The following is a 16,273-nucleotide window of genomic DNA, read 5'->3' on the forward strand; positions in this document are numbered from 1 at the left end:
GCCGACGGCGCCGCCCGCCACGCCCGCCCCGGGCCGCCCGGCCGGCCCGGGGACCGGGGTGACCGCACCGTCCGCGCCGTCCACGTCGCCCGCGGAGTCGTCGGGGGGCCCGCCCCCGCGCACCCCGGTGGCCGCCCCGTCGCAGACGCCGCCCGCGCACTTCGCCGACCCCGACCTCTCCCTGCTCAGAAGACTCCGGGCAGCCTTGGAGGCCCTGTGATCCGCGCGCTCCGCCAGCGGTCCGAGAGGAAGCAGAGGCCGGCCGCCGAGGCGGAGGTGCGGGCGGAACTGCGCCAGCTCCGCTCCCGCCTGCCCCGGCTGACCGGAGCCCTCGCCACCTGCGCCGACGGCACGGTGCTGGCCGACGACGCCCCCGGCGTCGCCACCGAGGAGGCCGCCGAGCTGACCTCCGCCGTGCTCGCCGCGGTGCTGCGGCTGGCCGACGGCACCGGCCGCGGCACCCCGTGCGAGCTGGTCGTCCGCGGCGAATCCGGCTACCTGGCGACCTACGCGGCCGGCCGTTCCACCGTGCTCACCCTGCTCGCCGAGGACGGGGTGAACCTCGGCCGGCTGCACCTGGAGGGACGCCGCTGCGCCGCCCGGATCGGCGAACTCGTCGACCGGCAGGCTGCCGTCCCCCCGGCCCCGGGCCCCGCGCCCCTCCCCCCCGCCGCCGCCACCGCGGCGGCCACGGCCCCCGGCGCCGCGGGCGCCCCCGCGACCACCGCACCCACACCCACCCGGGCGCACCCCTCCCGCACCGCCGGGACGGCCGCGCCCACCACCCACAGTTGAGAGGAACACCGCGATGGCCAGCACCGAGACCGCCCTGAAGGAAGCCCTGACCACCATCGAGGGCGCCACCGGCGTCGCGCTGGTGGACTACACCAGCGGCATGGCGCTCGGCACGCTCGGCGGCAGCAAGGACTTCGACCTGAACGTCGCCGCCGCCGGCAACACCGACGTGGTGCGCGCCAAGATGCGCGCCATGGAGCACCTCGGCATCCAGTCCGAGATCGAGGACATCCTGATCACCCTGAGCGACCAGTACCACCTGATCCGGCTGCTCAAGGGCCGGAGCGGCAACGGCCTGTTCATCTACCTGGTGCTCGACGCCTCCCGCTCCAACCTGGCGATGGCACGCCACCAGCTCAAGCGCATCGAGGCCGAACTGGAGGTCTGACCGCGGACCGGCCCCGGCCGGCCCGCGGCCGGGAGACGACCGGGACCGGCCGGGAGGCGACCGGGTGGCGGCGCCAGGTCAGACGGGCACCGCGGTCCGGCGACGCCGCGCCCCGCCGGGGGACGCGTCGCCCGCCGCGACACCCGTGAAGCGGTAGCCCCGGACGGCCTTCCCGGCCGGGGCGCCGCCGCGGCGCAGCCAGTCCACCCGTACCCACAGCAGCACCTCGGCGGCGCGCTCCCGGCGGCCCAGCCAGGCCGCCTTCAGCCACAGCCCGGCGCCCGCGCCGGCCAGCGTCATGCCGCCGGCCGCCGGCAGCACCAGGGAGGAACCCACCGCGGCGAGGAAGGCGAGCAGCAGCCACCAGCCGTGTCCGCGCCGCCACACCCGGGCCGACACCGCGCGGTCCTGGAGCAGGTCGTTGCGCCCCGCCTTCGCCGCGGCCTTCACCAGCGCGGCGTACCGCTTGCGCCGCGCGGCTCCCACCGCGGCGGCGGTCACCAGGAAGAGCGCCGCCCCCGCGTACAGCCCGATCCGCCGGCCCGTCAGCCCCGGCAGCGCCGCTCCCACGCCGGCCGCGAGCACCCCCAGCCACCACATCGGGGCCGCCCCGGCCCGTACGACCACGGCCACCCGGGCCAGTCCCTGACCTCCGCGCGACGCCACGATCCGCCTCCTCGTCTCCTCGACCTCGGTTCCTGTCCGTCCGCGTGACGCGGACCGGTCCCGTTCGGACCTGCTCGACCGGAAGCGTAGTCACGGCGTGTCAAATCGGCGTGAGGACGGAAGGAGCGCCGCCGTCCGCCCGTCGCCCGTCCGTCGTCCGGCTACTCGGCGAACAGGCCCCGGGCCGCCGCGCGGACGTCGAACTCCTCCAGCCGGGCCTGCGCCTCGGGCAGGCCGTCGCACATCGCCTCCAGGAGCACCCGCCCGAGCAGCATCGGCGCGCACGCCGTGTCGAAGGCCAGACCGGTGCCCACGGCGGCCGGGACCAGCAGGTCGGAGACCCCGGCCACCGGCGCGAACGCGGAGTCGGCGACGGTCACCACGGTCAGGCCCTCCTCCCGGGCGTGGGCCAGCGCCTCCACCGTCTCCTTCGGGTGGCGGGGCAGGGCGAAGCAGAGCAGCGCGTCCGCGCCCGCCCTGCGCGCCGCGTCGATCCGGTCGTGGAGCATCGAGCCGCCCTCGGTGAGCGGCCGCACGTCCGGGTGGACCTTGGCGGCGAAGTACGCGAAGCCGTGCGCCTGGGCGGCCGCGGCGCGCAGCCCCAGCACGGGCAGCGGGCGGGACGCGGCCAGCAGCCGTCCCGCCTCGCGGACCGGCCCGGGGTCGGCCAGCGCGTCGGCGAGGCGGCGCAGGTTGTCGATCTCCGCCTCCACGGCCCGCTGGTAGGCGTTGGCCTCGGGCTTCCCGCCCGCGGGCGGCGCGGCCGGCGGCACGGGCACCACCTCGCGCAGGCGGCGGCGCAGCGCCGGGTAGCCGTCGAAGCCGAGCGCCACCGCGAAGCGGGTCACCGAGGGCTGGCTCACGCCGGCCAGCTCGGCGACCTCCACGCTGGACAGGTACGGCATCTCGGCGGCGCGGCGCACCATGCAGTGCGCGATGCGGCGCTGCGTGGGGGTGAGCCGCCGGCCCTCGAAGAGCGCCCGCAGCCGGGCGTCGGCGGGACTCCCGCTGGTGCTCATGCATACTCCCTCTCCCGGCGGATCGCTCCGCATGACTTTATTCAGCACGGCGCGGGCGCGGCAGGGGGCGTCCGCACGGCGGAACGCCGCGCGGGCCGCACGGTGGGGCTAGCCCTACTGACGCCGGGCCCGCGCCGCCCTAGCCTCGCCCGTATGACCGGTATGGACGCGGCAGCCCGCGCGCGGGGCGGGGAGACGGCACAGGACCTCGCCGCCACGGTGGAGGCGCGCAAGGAACTGGGCCCGGAGTACGAGGACGCACTGATCGAGTCGTTCCTGGAGAGGGTGGAGCGGCGGATGCGGCGGCGTGAGGGCGAGGAACGGGTGGTCGCGGCGCGGGCCCCGGGGGCGGCGCCGGCCCCCGCCGCCGCGCGGCCCGCCGGGGACGGCTGGGGCGAGCGGTACGGCTTCGGCATGGTGTCGCTGGTCCTGGCGGTGCCGCTGTCCGCGATCGGGGCGGGGACGGCGGGGCTGCCGGGACTGCTGGTCGCCTGGCTGGGCATCGTCGGCGTCAACGCCGTCCAGGTCACCGGCGGCTTCGGCCCCGCCCGCCGCCGCGCCCCCCGCGACTGACCCGCCGGAGCGGTCGGGTCAGACCCCCGCGCGGCGCTGCGCCTCGGCCACCAGGTGCGCGGCCTCGGTGACCGTGGAGTCGTCGGGGGCCACCACGGCCAGGTCGTGGGCGGCGACGGTCAGCTGGTCGGCGACGGCGAACATGCCCGCGTCGGGCATCTCCCGCGGCGGAGCGCCGGGCGCCTCCAGCCGCTGCGCCCGCACCGCGAGCTCGCGGGCGAGGCCCAGCGCCTCACCCGCCGCCCCGCGCTGCAGGCGGCTCTGCGGCGCCGCGCGCAGCCGGTCGGCGAACTGTTCCACGGCTCGGGTCAGGGGTGTCGTGTCAACCACGCCACGAGCCTACGCCGCCGCCCCGGTCCCTCCCGCCCCAGGACGCCGGAAGGGCCCCGGGAGACCCGGGGCCCTTCCTCGCTCGGGCGGAGGAGCGGTGGTCAGTCGTTGCTGTTCAGGATCGCGATCAGACGGAGGAACTCCGTGTAGATCCAGACCAGGGTCAGCGTCAGACCGAACGCCGCCAGCCACGACTCCTCGCGCGGCGCGCCGTAGGCGATGCCGTCCTCGACCTGCTTGAAGTCCAGGGCGAGGAAGCAGGCGCCCAGCAGGACGCCGATGATGCCGAACATGATGCCCATGCCGCCGCTGCGGAAGCCGAGGCCGTCACCGCCGCCGAACACGGCGAACAGCATGTTGACCATCATCAGCAGGACGAAGCCCAGCGCGGCCGCCATGACGAAGCCGGCGAAGCGGCGGTTCACACGGATCCAGCGCATCTTGTACGCGAACAGGACCGCGGCGAAGACCGCCATCGTGCCGAGCACGGCCTGCATGGCCGCGCCGCTCGCGATGTGCGTGTCGACGATGCTGGACAGGACTCCGAGGAAGACGCCCTCGAAGGCGGCGTAGGCCAGGATCAGCGCCGGCGAGGCCTTGCGCTTGAACGACTGGACCATCGCCAGCACGAAGCCGATGAGGCCCGCGCCGATGGCGATGCCGTACGACCGGTTGATGTTGCCCATGTCGACCGGCAGCAGCGCCCAGGCGAGCGCGGCGGTGACGATCAGGACGCCGAGCGTGGTCGCCGTGCGCATGATGACGTCGTCCATCGTCATGCGGCCGGCGGACGCCGGGGCCTGCGGGGCGCCGTACTGGGCGGCGTCCTGCTGGGCGTAAGGGTTCTGCGCGTACGGGTTCTGCGCGTAGGGGTTCTGCGCGTACGGGTTGGCACCCTGCTGCGTGCCGACAGCTGCTCCCCCGGCCTGCGGCGCGGTGTTGAAGCCCGCGTAGCCGTTGTCGCGGCTGAACCCCCGTCGCGAGAAGACCGGGTTGCTGCTCCTCATTTCACTCCTCCATGGCCGCCGTGCGCGGCCTTGGGCTCAAGAGTAATGGACAGGCAAAAAATTGCCTGTACTGCTTGGGTAGGATCTTTCCTTCCCCTCCGCCACGATGCAACGCCTTGCGCCCCGCCCCTATGCCCGCCCCCGGCCCCTGTCCAGGGGCCCGGGGGCCCCGCGGAGCTCCGCGGGTGCGGGCTCCGGGTCCGCCGGGGGGTTCACCCGGCGGCGGCGCCGCCGCTTGAGCAGCGCCCAGGCCCCGCGCACGCCGCCCGGCGAGGCCGCCGTCACCTCGGTGCCCGCCTCGCCGGCCGCCGCGGCGGCCGCGCGGGCCACCGGCAGGAAGCCCTCGTCGCGGGTGGCGTCCGGCCGCTCCTCCTCGGCGGGCCACAGCCCGAGCGCCGCGCAGACCGTGGGCAGCACCGCCATCGCCGCCGTCTGGTAGCCCTCGGCGGAGGGGTGGTAGGAGTCCGGGCCGAACAGCTCGCGCGGGTGGGCGGCGAATTCCGGGCCCAGCAGGTCGCCCAGCGAGACCGTCCGCCCGCCCTGTTCGACCGTGCCGATGGTCTGGGCGGCGGCCAGCTGCCGTGAGGTCCGGCGGGCCAGCCAGCGCAGCGGCTGCTGGATGGGCTCGACGGTGCCCAGGTCCGGGCAGGTGCCGACGACCACCTCCGCCCCGGTGGTGCGCAGCCGCCGCACCGCGGCCGCCAGGCAGCGCACCGAGCGGGTGGCCGGCATCCGGCTGGTGACGTCGTTCGCGCCCACGATGATCACGCAGACGTCCGGCGGTCCGTCCTCGGCGGTGACCGCCTCGGACACCTGCCGCTCCAGGTCCTCCGAGGTCGCCCCCGGCACGGCCACCACCCGCAGCCGGACCGGCCGCTCGGCGAAGGCCGCCAGCCCCGAGGCGAGCAGCGCGCCGGGCGTCTGCCCGGCGCGGTGGACGCCCTGCCCGGCGGCCGTGGAGTCGCCCAGCATCACCAGCCGCAGCGGCGGGTGGTGCGGCGTCGCGTAGCCCGCCCCGAACAGTCCGTCGGCGCCGGGGACGTGCGGGTCGTACCCGTTGGTCACCGTCCGCCGGGCCATGCGGATCTCGGCCAGCAGCAGCCCGGCCGCCGCGGCGCCCGCCAGACCGATACCGCTCCCGCCGTACGCGGCGCCGGCCGCGATCCGCCGGGCCACGCGTGCCCTCGACGTGTTCGACATCCCTCGCCGCCACCTCCTCGTCGCCGGCGCCCCGTACCGCCCGGTTACTCCTTGCTTGCCCCGTGGAGGTGGTCCGCCAATCGCGAATGTGACGGGTCGGCGACGGTCGGTGAGCCCCGTAGGCTGGGGCCCACCGCATCAATGACGAAAGCGACCGGAGACAACGGTGGAATTCCACGACTCGATGATCAGTCTCGTCGGCAACACGCCGCTGGTGAGGCTCAACAGGGTGACCGAGGGGATCGAGGCCACGGTCCTCGCCAAGGTCGAGTACTTCAACCCCGGCGGCTCCGTGAAGGACCGCATCGCCCTGCGGATGATCGAGGCGGCCGAACGGAGCGGCGATCTGAAGCCGGGCGGCACCATCGTCGAGCCGACCAGCGGCAACACCGGCGTGGGCCTGGCCATCGTGGCGCAGCAGAAGGGCTACAAGTGCGTCTTCGTCTGCCCCGACAAGGTCAGCATGGACAAGATCAACGTGCTGCGGGCGTACGGGGCGGAGGTCGTGGTCTGCCCGACCGCCGTCGACCCTGAGCACCCGGACTCGTACTACAACGTGTCCGACCGCCTGGTCCGGGAGATCCCGGACGCCTGGAAGCCGGACCAGTACTCCAACCCGAACAACCCGCTCTCCCACTACCACTCCACCGGCCCCGAGCTGTGGAAGCAGACGGAGGGGAGGATCACCCACTTCGTCACGGGCGTGGGCACCGGCGGCACCATCTCCGGCACCGGCCGCTACCTGAAGGACGCGAGCGAGGGCCGCGTCAAGGTGATCGGCGCCGACCCCGAGGGGTCCGTCTACTCCGGCGGCTCCGGCCGGCCGTACCTGGTGGAGGGCGTCGGCGAGGACTTCTGGCCCACCGCCTACGACCGGACGGTGGCCGACGAGATCGTCGCGGTCTCCGACAAGGACTCCTTCCGGATGACCCGCCGCCTCGCCAAGGAGGAGGGCCTGCTGGTGGGCGGCTCCTGCGGCATGGCCGTGGTGGCGGCGCTGGAGGTCGCGAAGAAGCTCGGCCCGGACGACGTGGTCGTGGTGCTGCTGCCGGACAGCGGCCGCGGGTACATGAGCAAGATCTTCAACGACGAGTGGATGGCCGACTACGGCTTCCTGGAGGACGCGGGCCCGAGCGCGCGGGTCGCCGACGTGCTGGACGACAAGGACGGCGGCATGCCGTCGCTGGTCCACATGCACCCGGACGAGACGGTCGGCCAGGCCATCGAGGTGCTGCGCGAGTACGGCGTCTCGCAGATGCCGATCGTGAAGCCGGGAGCGGGTCACCCCGACGTCATGGCGGCGGAGGTCGTCGGCTCCGTGGTCGAGAAGGAGCTGCTGGACGCGCTGTTCACCAAGCGGGCGGAGCTGAACGACCCGCTGGAGCGGCACATGTCCGCGCCGCTGCCGCAGGTGGGGTCGGGTGAGCCGGTGGAGGACCTCATGGCGGTGCTCGGTTCCGCCGACGCGGCGATCGTGCTGGTGGACGGCAAGCCGACGGGTGTCGTCAGCCGGCAGGACCTGCTGTCCTTCCTCGCCCGGGGCGGGGAGCGCTGACCTCGTCGCCGGCGTTGCCGGAAGTGGTACGCGTGCGTCACGTGCGCGCAGCACGGGGTTAACACGGGTCCGGCATCGTTGTCCGTGCCGGTGAGAGCGGGAGCGGCTCCCCGCCTCGGCCGGTGCGCGCGATGCCCGGTCCTGACCCGGTCCGCGTCCATCGCGGGAACCGTCGTCGTCCCGGCCCCCCGGAAACGGGGGGCGCGGCGGTTCCCGCGACAGTCCTCCGCGCCGCGGTCGCACCCCACCGCACCGCCCGTCACCCCCACGGGCACCCCACTGCCGCCCCAACCCTGCGGGCGGCTGGGCCTGGCCGCGCGCCTGCCGCCCTGCGGACACCCCGCCGCCGTCCCACCCTGCAGGCGGCTGGGCCACCCCTCGCCCTGCGCGGGCGGCTAGACCTGGCCGCGCCTGCCGCCCTGCGGACACCCCGCTGTCGTCCCACCCTGCGGGCGGCTGAGGCGCCCCTCGCCCTGCGCGGGCGGCTGTACCTGGCCGCGCGCCTGCCGTCCTGCGGGCGGCTGGGCCGCCCAGGGGGCGGCACGGGCGGGCGCAGGGCGGCGCCTTACGCGGCGAGCGGTCCGCCCCACCACGCGCAAGCATGCGGTGCCGTACGCACGTGACCGCACAGCGGCGTGCACAAGCCGGCCCGGGCGGACAGCACCGTTCATCCCCCGACCCGCCCCCTTCCCAGGAGGGCTCAACTTCCGCGAAGCGGACCGCCACGTGCGCACATGAGGCCTGCGCCCACCCGTGCCGCCCTTGGCGGCACGACTGCCCGCAGACAGAACGGACCGGTGCTCGGGATGCCCGTCGCCCCAGCGGCGCGGGTGTCCGCAGACGGAGCCGGACGGTGTTGGGACCACCCGCCGCCCCCCTCGGCGCGGGTACACGCAGACGGAACCGGACGGTGCTGGGGCTGGCCGCCACCCCCGCGGAGGGGTGCACGCAGGTGGGGCGGGGCTGGGGTGTGCGCCGCCCCGGCGGTGGGGGCGGGAGTGTGGGGTGCCGGGTGCGGTGGCGCGCGGCACGCCGCCGCCCGGGTTCCGGCGGCGGGCCCGCGGGGTCAGAGGGAGGCGATGACCCGGTCGGCGAGGACGCAGATGTTGTCGGTGGGGCCGCAGGTGAAGGTGAGGACGTAGCCGCCGGAGATGCCGGAGCCGCCGAGGAGGGCGGGGGCCTCACCGTCACGGATCGCGGAGGCGAGCCGCTCCGCGGTCTCCCGGTGCCCGGGCGTCACGCACAGCGTGGTGCCGTCGACGAACTCGTAGACGTCGAGCGTCCCCATCGGCCCGGGCCGGACGTCCGCCAGCGGCGTCTCCGCCTGGGCCAGCTCCTCCAGCCGCGCGAGCGTCTGCTCGTCGTCGGCGATGGTCGGCGAGCCCGCCCCCGCGGGGGTGAAGTCGGGGTGGGAGGGGTGGCGCCGCCGCGCGGCGGCCAGCTCGGCGGACTCGCCCTCGCCCTCCGCGTCGAGCTCGAGCCCGGCGAAGTCGGCGGGGTGCGGCAGGAAGAACTCGCCGTCCTGCGGCAGCCCCAGCAGGGAACGCGCCTCGGACGCGTCGCGCGCCTCCTGCGCGGCCCAGAAGGCGCGCGCCTCGGCCAGCTCCCGTTCCCGCTCCTCGGCCAGCGCCTCGGCGACGGCGGCGCGTATGTCGTCGGTGTCGGAGGCGGGCCGCGCGGCCGGCACCCGGGCGCCGCCGTCCTGCCCGGCGGAGCCGGAGGAGGCGACGGCCGGTCCCACGGCGGCCTCCAGTTCGGCGCGCACCGCGGCGAACTCCCGGCGCAGCCGCCGCAGGGCGACGAGGACGGCGGACCCCACGGCGCAGGCGGCGGCGGAGATGACCAGCAGGGCGATCTGCATGGCGCTCACTGACGTACTCCCGGTTCCACGAACACAAACGCGCCGGACGACGACCGGCGCACCCCCGTACGAGTCGACCCCGACTTTCCTACATCGAGTTCCACTGTCGAGCTTGACGCCTGAACGCCTCGCTTGTCAGTGCGAACCACCGCGAATCGGGCGCACGGCGGGGGCGCACCGGCGGGCGTGACCCCGCTGACCTGCGCGTTCACTCGCCGCGCCGGGCTCCGAGGGAGATAGGTCACATCCTGGCGGAGGTTGGGTCACGGGACGGCACCGGTCGCGTCCCGGAGAACGCGCGACCCCGCCCCCGGCGGGAAGGACCGGGGAGCGGGGCCCGTCGTACGCCTCGCCCCGAGGGGCGCGCGAGGTCAGCTGAGGCGCTCGATGACCATGGCCATGCCCTGGCCGCCGCCGACGCACATGGTCTCCAGGCCGAACTGCTTGTCGTGCCACTGAAGGGAGTTGATCAGCGTGCCGGTGATCCGCGCGCCCGTCATGCCGAAGGGGTGGCCGACGGCGATGGCGCCGCCGTTGACGTTCAGGCGGTCCAGGTCGATGCCGAGGTCCTGGTAGGAGGGGATCACCTGGGCGGCGAACGCCTCGTTGATCTCGACCAGGTCGATGTCCTTGACGGACAGGCCCGCCCGGCGCAGCGCCTGCTGGGAGGCCTCGACCGGGCCGAGGCCCATGATCTCCGGGGAGAGGCCGGAGACGCCGGTGGAGACGATGCGGGCCAGCGGGGTCAGGCCGAGCTCGCGGGCCTTGGTGTCGGACATGATCACCAGGGCGGCGGCGCCGTCGTTGAGCGGGCAGCAGTTGCCGGCGGTGACCAGGCCGTCGGGGCGGAAGACCGGCTTGAGGCCCTGGACGCCCTCCAGGGTGACGCCGGCGCGCGGGCCGTCGTCCGCCGAGACGACGGTGCCGTCGGGCAGCGTCACCGGGGTGATCTCGCGCTCCCAGAAGCCGTCCTTGATGGCCTTCTCGGCGAGGTTCTGCGAGCGGACGCCGAACTCGTCCATCTCCTGGCGGGTGACGCCCTTGAGGCGGGCCAGGTTCTCGGCGGTCTGGCCCATCGCGATGTAGGGGTCGGGGAGCAGGCCGTCCTCGCGCGGGTCATGCCAGGTGGTGCCCTCCTGCTGGGCGACCTCGGCGGTGCGCGCCTCGGCGTCGGCGAACAGCGGGTTGCGCGTGTCCGGGAGGCTGTCGGAGTTGCCCTTGACGAAGCGGGAGACCATCTCCACGCCCGCGGAGACGAAGACGTCGCCCTCGCCGGCCTTGATGGCGTGCAGCGCCATGCGGCTGGTCTGCAGGGAGGAGGAGCAGTACCGGGTGATCGTGCAGCCGGGCAGGAAGTCCATGCCCATCTCGACGGCCACGATGCGGCCGAGGTTGTTGCCCTGCTCGCCGCCGGGGAGGCCGACGCCGAGCATCAGGTCGTCGATGTCGCGCGGGTCGAGCTCGGGCACCTTGGCCAGGGCGGCCTGGATGATGGTGGCCGCCAGGTCGTCCGGGCGCAGGTCCTTGAGGGAGCCCTTGAAGGCGCGGCCGATGGGGGAACGGGCGGCTGAGACGATCACGGCTTCGGGCATCACGGCTCCAGGGCGTTCGCTGGGGATGGGTGGGACCTCCTGGGAAGCTACCGGTCCGTACCCGCGCGGTCACCGTGATGGAGGTGTGACACCGGCCGCATTTTTCTAAGCGCTTGCTTTTTCGCCCGGGGGCTCACGCCACCCGGTACGTCCGCCCGCCGATCTCCCACTCCAGCGGGGTGTCCAGGCCGAGGTTGCCGTCGGCGAGGAACCGCCGCAGCATCGTGTCGACGCGGCCGGTGTCGACCCCGCCCCGGCCCCTGGCCACGACGGCCTCCCGGTGCACGTCCAGGAACGCGTCCAGGTACGCCGGTTCGGATCCGCCCTCCGCCGGGGTGTCGGCGTCGGCCATCACCCGCTCCCGGAGTTCGTAGAAGCCGTTCGCCTCGGTGCCGGGGCCGTGCAGCACCATGGCGTCGTAGTAGACGAGCTGCCCCAGGTCGCCGAGGCCGTCGAGCTTGGCCAGGCGGACCGCGGGACCGAAGTAGGCGCGGTCGCGCTCCGCCTCCTGGGCGTCCTGGAACGCCTCGACCTCCGCCTCGGCCCGCCACGCCTGCGTGAACCCGGGGTCCAGGCCCTCGTGCGAGTCCGTGCCGTCCACCGCGCGCAGTGCGGGCAGGTAGCGGGCCAGGCCGTTGCCGGGGTGGTCCTCGGTGTACCGCTCGACGAGTTCGAGCAGGTCGTGGGTCCCCGTGCAGAAGCCGAGGATGCCCGCGGTGTAGCCCCGCCCGTCGCCGGTGTCCCTGATGGTCCCGTACGTGGCGCGCCAGTCGGTCGTGGAGTTCACCGCGCTCGCCACGATCTTCTGCGCGAGTTCCTTCTTCGCGGGGGCGGCGAGCCCCGGGGGCAGCTCCTCGACCAGTTCGTCCTCCTCGGTGCCCCCGGCGGCCCCGGACTCCTGCCCGCCGTGCGGGCCGGCGGACGCGGCCGGGCCGCCCAGCCCTTGTCCCCCTGGATGTGCGGGCGTGAAGAAATAAGCCCCTGCGGTCACGACGACGGGGACGATCGCGAGGAGCAGGCATCCGGCACGCTTCATGGGCACACAGTAGCCACCGCCCCGGGAGAGGCACTCGACGGGCATCGCCGACCGGAACCGCTTCCTCCCGGCCTCCTTTAGGACGGAAGTCGAGCGACTTCGGCCATTCCCTTAATATCTACCTACAAAGTAGACTCTGAAGGCGGCGCCATCCCACCGCCTTGCGCGCCCCCTTGACGCCTGGTCAGACATCGCGCGGCAGCGGCGAACTCCGGTCCGCCTGATTTTGCTTTCGCAAAGATGTGCGTCAAGTCGGGATGAACGTGCGCACCCGATCCGTGTTCTGGGAGTGTGCGTCGCAGTGGACGACAGGTTTGACGACAACCGGCCCGACGAGGCCACCGTCCAGCTCAAGGCCCTGTCCGTGGCGGGCCGGAACGCCGACCGGCCGATCGAGGTCACGGTCCAGCTCAAGGCCGTGTCCATCGGCGGCCGGAACGCCGGGACGCCGGTGCGGCGGTCCGAGACCGCGCCCGGACAGGACGGCCCCGTCTTCGTGGACTCCTCCGGCCGCCGCAGCCGGCGCTTCCGGCGCCTCGGCGCGCTGATCGGCCTCGTCTGCGCGGTCTACGCCGTGGCCATCGTGTTCACGCTGCTGTCGGGGAACTCCTCCGCGCCCTGGCTTCCGGTTCCGGAACAGAAACAGCGGGGGGACGCCCCGGCCGGGGCGCCGGAGCAGCCGTCCTCCCCTCCCGGCGACGCCGTTCCCTCACCGTCCGGCACGGGCCTCACGCCGGCGGACGCCCCCGCGGACCAGGGGCCGGAACCGTCGCCCACGGCACCGGCCGCGGACACCGCCGCCCTGCCGACCCCGTAGGCGACCGCCTCCCGGCCGGCGCGGACCCGTCCGCCGCGGCACCCGTCCACCGATCCCCACGGGCACCGGCCCCGCCGGCGCCCCCTCCCCAGAGAACATCCCGTGACCTCACCGCGTACCCGCCGCGGGCCTTCCCCCCGTGGCCGCCGACGCCGCCCACGCCGTCGGCCCCCCACGCTGCTGCCCCTGCGCTTCCTGCTGCCCTCGCTGTTCCTGGTCGTCATGACCGTGATGCTGATGCTGCGCGGCTACGTCCACAGCGAGATCCTCGCCGACCACCGGGTCAAGCCGCCCACCGCGACCGACCGGGTGCCGCAGGAGATCCTCGAGGGCGGTCCCGTCATCGACGCCCGTGCCGGGAAGGCCCAGGGGCTGAGCGTGCCCGACCACCGTCTGGTCCTCACCTTCGACGACGGCCCGGACCCGGAGTGGACGCCCAAGGTGCTGGACGTGCTGAAGAAGCACGACGCCCACGCGGTCTTCTTCGTCACCGGCACCATGGCCTCCCGCCACCCGGGCCTCGTGCGGCGCATGGTCGACGAGGGCCACGAGATCGGCCTGCACACCTTCAACCACCCCGACCTCGCGCTCCAGTCCCGGGCGCGCATCGACCGGGAGCTCTCCCAGAACCAGCTGGCGCTCACCGGCGCGGCGGGCATCCGCACCTCGCTCTTCCGCCCCCCGTACTCCTCCTTCGCCGCGGCCATGGACAACAGCACCTGGCCGGTCACCGAGTACATCGGCAGCCGCGGCTACATCACCGTCCTCAACAACACCGACAGCGAGGACTGGAAGCGCCCCGGCGTCGACGAGATCGTCCGCCGCGCCACGCCCGAGAACGGCGAGGGCGCCATCGTCCTGATGCACGACTCCGGCGGCGACCGGAGCCAGACCGTCGCGGCCCTCTCCCGGTTCCTGCCCGAACTGAAGGAGAAGGGCTACCGGTTCGAGAACCTCACCGAGGCCCTGGACGCGCCCAGCGCGCACAGCGAGGTCACCGGACCGGACCTGTGGACGGGCAAGGCGTGGACCTTCCTGGTCCAGGCGGCGGAGAGGACCACGGACGCCCTGGTGGCGGGCCTCGCGGTCATCGGCACCCTGGTCATCGCGCGCTTCGTGATGATGCTCCTGCTCGCCGGCGCCCACGCCCGCCGGGTCCGGCGCAGGAACTTCCGCTGGGGCCCGCCGGTCACCGAACCCGTGACCGTGCTGGTGCCGGCGTACAACGAGGCCAAGTGCATCGAGAACACCGTCCGTTCCCTGATGGCGAGCGACCACCCGATCGAGATCCTCGTCATCGACGACGGCTCCACCGACGGCACCGCCGGCATCGTCCAGGCGATGGGCCTGCCCAACGTGCGGGTGATCCGCCAGCTCAACGCCGGCAAACCGGCGGCGCTCAACCGGGGCCTGGCCAACGCCCGTCACGACATCGTCGTGATGATGGACGGCGACACCGTCTTCGAACCGTCCACCGTCCGTGAGCTGGTCCAGCCCTTCGGGGACCCGAAGGTCGGCGCCGTGGCGGGCAACGCCAAGGTCGGCAACAAGGACAGCCTCATCGGCGCCTGGCAGCACATCGAGTACGTGATGGGCTTCAACCTGGACCGCCGCATGTACGACATCCTCGGCTGCATGCCGACCATCCCGGGCGCGGTCGGCGCGTTCCGCCGCTCCGCCCTGGAGCCGATCGGCGGCATGAGCGACGACACCCTCGCCGAGGACACCGACGTCACCATGGCGCTGCACCGCGCCGGCTGGCGCGTGGTCTACGCCGAGAACGCCCGCGCCTGGACCGAGGCCCCGGAGTCCGTCCAGCAGCTGTGGTCCCAGCGCTACCGCTGGTCGTACGGCACCATGCAGGCCATCTGGAAGCACCGCCGCTCGGTGATCGAGAAGGGCCCCTCGGGCCGCTTCGGCCGCGTGGGACTGCCCTTCGTCTCCCTCTTCATGGTCGTGGCCCCGCTGCTGGCCCCGCTGATCGACGTCTTCCTGCTCTACGGCGTCGTGTTCGGCCCGACCCGGAAGACGATCGTGGCGTGGCTGGGCGTCCTCGCCCTCCAGGCGGTCTGCGCGGCGTACGCCTTCCGCCTGGACCGCGAGCGGATGAGCCATCTCGTCTCGCTGCCGCTGCAGCAGCTCCTCTACCGCCAGCTCATGTACGTCGTGCTGCTCCAGTCGTGGATCACCGCGCTGACCGGCGGCCGGCTGCGCTGGCAGAAGCTACGGCGGACCGGCGTCGTGGAGGCGCCCGTCGACGGGGTCATACCGCAGCAGCGGGTACGGGGCAGCGAGGACCGGAGGCCGGTGGCATGACGAACGGACGGACGGACGGCACGGGCCCCGGCCCGGACCCGGCGGGCCCCTACGGCGACCCGTACCCGGGGTACCCCGGGTACGCCCGGGAGCCGGAGCACCCCGGGTACGCCCCGGAGCCCCTCCCCCACGCGGGGCGCTCCGGCCAGGGCGCCCGGGCGCCGCACGCGGGGCCTGCCTCCGGGGACGGGGCGCCCACCGGGGCGCCGTCGGACGAGGCCGCGGCACCGGCGCCCCGGAAGCCGGGGCGCGACCGGTACCTGGACCTCCTGCGGTCCGTCGCCCTGGTCCGCGTCGTGGCGTACCACTGCTTCGGCTGGGCCTGGCTGACGGTGGTCTTCCCGTCGATGGGCGTGATGTTCGCACTGGCGGGTTCGCTGATGGCGCGTTCGCTGGAGCGCCCCGCGCCGGCCGTGGTCCGCGCCCGGATCCGCCGCCTGCTGCCCCCCTTGTGGGCGTTCGCGGCCGTGGCCCTGGCGCTGTTGTTCGCGGGCGGCTGGGACCCGTCCCGGGGCCCCGACGAGGACGGCTCATGGGGCTGGGCGGCCCTGGTCACCTACGTCTTCCCCTTCGGCGCGCCGCCCTTCCCCGCGGAGGCCGGCGCCCCGGTGGACTGGCTGGAGCCGAGCTGGGCGGACCAGGCGGTGGGTCCCCTGTGGTACCTGCGCGCCTACCTGTGGTTCGTCATCGCCTCCCCGCTGCTGCTGTGGGCGTTCCGCCGGGCCCCCTGGCCGACGATGCTGGCGCCGCTCCTCCTGACGGCCGTCGTCGGCACGGGCGTGGTGACGATCCCCGGCGAGACCGGCGAGGCGGTCACCGACTTCGCGGTCTACGGCGCCTGCTGGGTCCTGGGCTTCGCCCATCACGACGGCCTGCTGCGACGGATACCGCGGTACGTGTCGGTCTCCCTGGCGTCCCTGGTGATGGCCTTCGGCCTGTGGTGGGCCTCGGCCCACCCGGGCCCCGAGGGCTGGGACCTCAACGGCATCCCGCTGGCGCAGGCCACCTGGTCGTTCGGCTTCGTGGCGATCCTGCTCCAGTACTCCCCGTCCTGGCGGGAGCTGCCGGGACGGCTGGCGAAGTGGGACGGGCTGGTGACCCTCTCCAACAACCGCGCG

Annotated in this window: 15 protein-coding genes and 1 pseudogene; 8 read left to right on the forward strand and 8 right to left on the reverse strand. The window is 74.3% G+C overall.

Going from position 1 to position 16,273, the window contains the following annotated elements; translation table 11 throughout:
• From A2U95_RS32020 to A2U95_RS12715, 3 genes and pseudogenes are all read left to right on the forward strand, one after another.
• Positions 1-220 (forward strand): annotated as a pseudogene (locus A2U95_RS32020) (hypothetical protein); the annotation flags it as partial.
• Positions 217-795, forward strand: coding sequence for a roadblock/LC7 domain-containing protein (locus tag A2U95_RS12710; RefSeq protein ID WP_166022231.1), 579 nt, complete (start codon positions 217-219; stop codon positions 793-795). The pseudogene A2U95_RS32020 and the gene A2U95_RS12710, both read left to right, overlap by 4 nt.
• A 13-nt stretch (positions 796-808) precedes the next feature.
• Positions 809-1,183 (forward strand): roadblock/LC7 domain-containing protein, encoded by a 375-nt coding sequence (locus tag A2U95_RS12715; RefSeq protein WP_151774506.1) that lies wholly within the window; start codon positions 809-811, stop codon positions 1,181-1,183.
• Between the two features lie 78 nt (positions 1,184-1,261).
• Here A2U95_RS12715 and A2U95_RS12720 read toward each other — a convergent pair whose 3' ends face one another.
• Together A2U95_RS12720 and A2U95_RS12725 are read right to left on the reverse strand one after the other, a co-directional pair.
• Positions 1,262-1,783: a hypothetical protein gene (locus A2U95_RS12720; RefSeq protein WP_240957456.1), complete on the reverse strand. Its 522-nt coding sequence runs from the start codon at positions 1,781-1,783 to the stop codon at positions 1,262-1,264.
• Between the two features lie 227 nt (positions 1,784-2,010).
• Positions 2,011-2,868 (reverse strand): MurR/RpiR family transcriptional regulator, encoded by an 858-nt coding sequence (locus tag A2U95_RS12725; RefSeq protein WP_166022233.1) that lies wholly within the window; start codon positions 2,866-2,868, stop codon positions 2,011-2,013.
• A gap of 153 nt (positions 2,869-3,021) precedes the next feature.
• Here A2U95_RS12725 and A2U95_RS12730 point away from each other — a divergent pair, with 153 nt between their 5' ends.
• Positions 3,022-3,441, forward strand: coding sequence for a hypothetical protein (locus tag A2U95_RS12730; RefSeq protein ID WP_166022234.1), 420 nt, complete (start codon positions 3,022-3,024; stop codon positions 3,439-3,441).
• 18 nt (positions 3,442-3,459) lie between these two features.
• Here A2U95_RS12730 and A2U95_RS12735 read toward each other — a convergent pair whose 3' ends face one another.
• The 3 genes from A2U95_RS12735 to A2U95_RS12745 all read right to left on the reverse strand — a co-directional run bounded on the left by A2U95_RS12735 (position 3,460) and on the right by A2U95_RS12745 (position 5,978).
• Positions 3,460-3,771, reverse strand: a complete 312-nt coding sequence (locus A2U95_RS12735; protein ID WP_166022235.1) for a hypothetical protein — start codon at positions 3,769-3,771, stop codon at positions 3,460-3,462.
• 101 nt (positions 3,772-3,872) lie between these two features.
• Entirely contained in the window at positions 3,873-4,778 is a 906-nt protein-coding gene (locus A2U95_RS12740; RefSeq protein WP_166022236.1) for a Bax inhibitor-1/YccA family protein, read from the reverse strand.
• 129 nt (positions 4,779-4,907) lie between these two features.
• Positions 4,908-5,978 carry an SGNH/GDSL hydrolase family protein gene (locus A2U95_RS12745; protein ID WP_166022237.1) on the reverse strand — a complete coding sequence of 357 codons (1,071 nt, stop codon included), beginning with the start codon at positions 5,976-5,978 and terminating at the stop codon, positions 4,908-4,910.
• A gap of 166 nt (positions 5,979-6,144) precedes the next feature.
• On the opposite strand from A2U95_RS12745, the gene A2U95_RS12750 reads away from it, so the two are divergent.
• On the forward strand, positions 6,145-7,533 hold the full coding sequence (locus A2U95_RS12750; RefSeq protein ID WP_166022238.1) for a cystathionine beta-synthase: 1,389 nt from the start codon (positions 6,145-6,147) through the stop codon (positions 7,531-7,533).
• A gap of 1,066 nt (positions 7,534-8,599) precedes the next feature.
• On the opposite strand, the gene A2U95_RS12755 is transcribed toward A2U95_RS12750, so the two are convergent.
• The 3 genes from A2U95_RS12755 to A2U95_RS12765 all read right to left on the reverse strand — a co-directional run bounded on the left by A2U95_RS12755 (position 8,600) and on the right by A2U95_RS12765 (position 12,022).
• Entirely contained in the window at positions 8,600-9,394 is a 795-nt protein-coding gene (locus A2U95_RS12755) for a hypothetical protein (protein WP_166025134.1), read from the reverse strand.
• Between the two features lie 371 nt (positions 9,395-9,765).
• A complete protein-coding gene (locus tag A2U95_RS12760) occupies positions 9,766-10,986 on the reverse strand; it encodes an acetyl-CoA C-acetyltransferase (protein ID WP_166022239.1) in 1,221 nt (406 codons plus the stop codon).
• 133 nt (positions 10,987-11,119) lie between these two features.
• A complete protein-coding gene (locus A2U95_RS12765; RefSeq protein ID WP_166022240.1) occupies positions 11,120-12,022 on the reverse strand; it encodes a chitosanase in 903 nt (300 codons plus the stop codon).
• Positions 12,023-12,323: 301 nt separating this feature from the next.
• Between A2U95_RS12765 and A2U95_RS12770 the strand changes: the two genes are divergently transcribed.
• The 3 genes from A2U95_RS12770 to A2U95_RS12780 form a co-directional block, all read left to right on the forward strand.
• A complete protein-coding gene (locus A2U95_RS12770; RefSeq protein ID WP_166022241.1) occupies positions 12,324-12,839 on the forward strand; it encodes a hypothetical protein in 516 nt (171 codons plus the stop codon).
• Between the two features lie 102 nt (positions 12,840-12,941).
• Positions 12,942-15,155, forward strand: coding sequence for a bifunctional polysaccharide deacetylase/glycosyltransferase family 2 protein (locus A2U95_RS12775; RefSeq protein ID WP_420856989.1), 2,214 nt, complete (start codon positions 12,942-12,944; stop codon positions 15,153-15,155).
• A partial coding sequence (locus tag A2U95_RS12780; RefSeq protein WP_166022242.1) for an acyltransferase family protein occupies positions 15,152-16,273 on the forward strand: 1,122 nt, incomplete at its 3' end. The genes A2U95_RS12775 and A2U95_RS12780, both read left to right, overlap by 4 nt.

The sequence above is a fragment of the Streptomyces chilikensis genome (assembly GCF_001642695.1).
Classification (GTDB): Bacteria; Actinomycetota; Actinomycetes; order Streptomycetales; family Streptomycetaceae; genus Streptomyces; species Streptomyces chilikensis.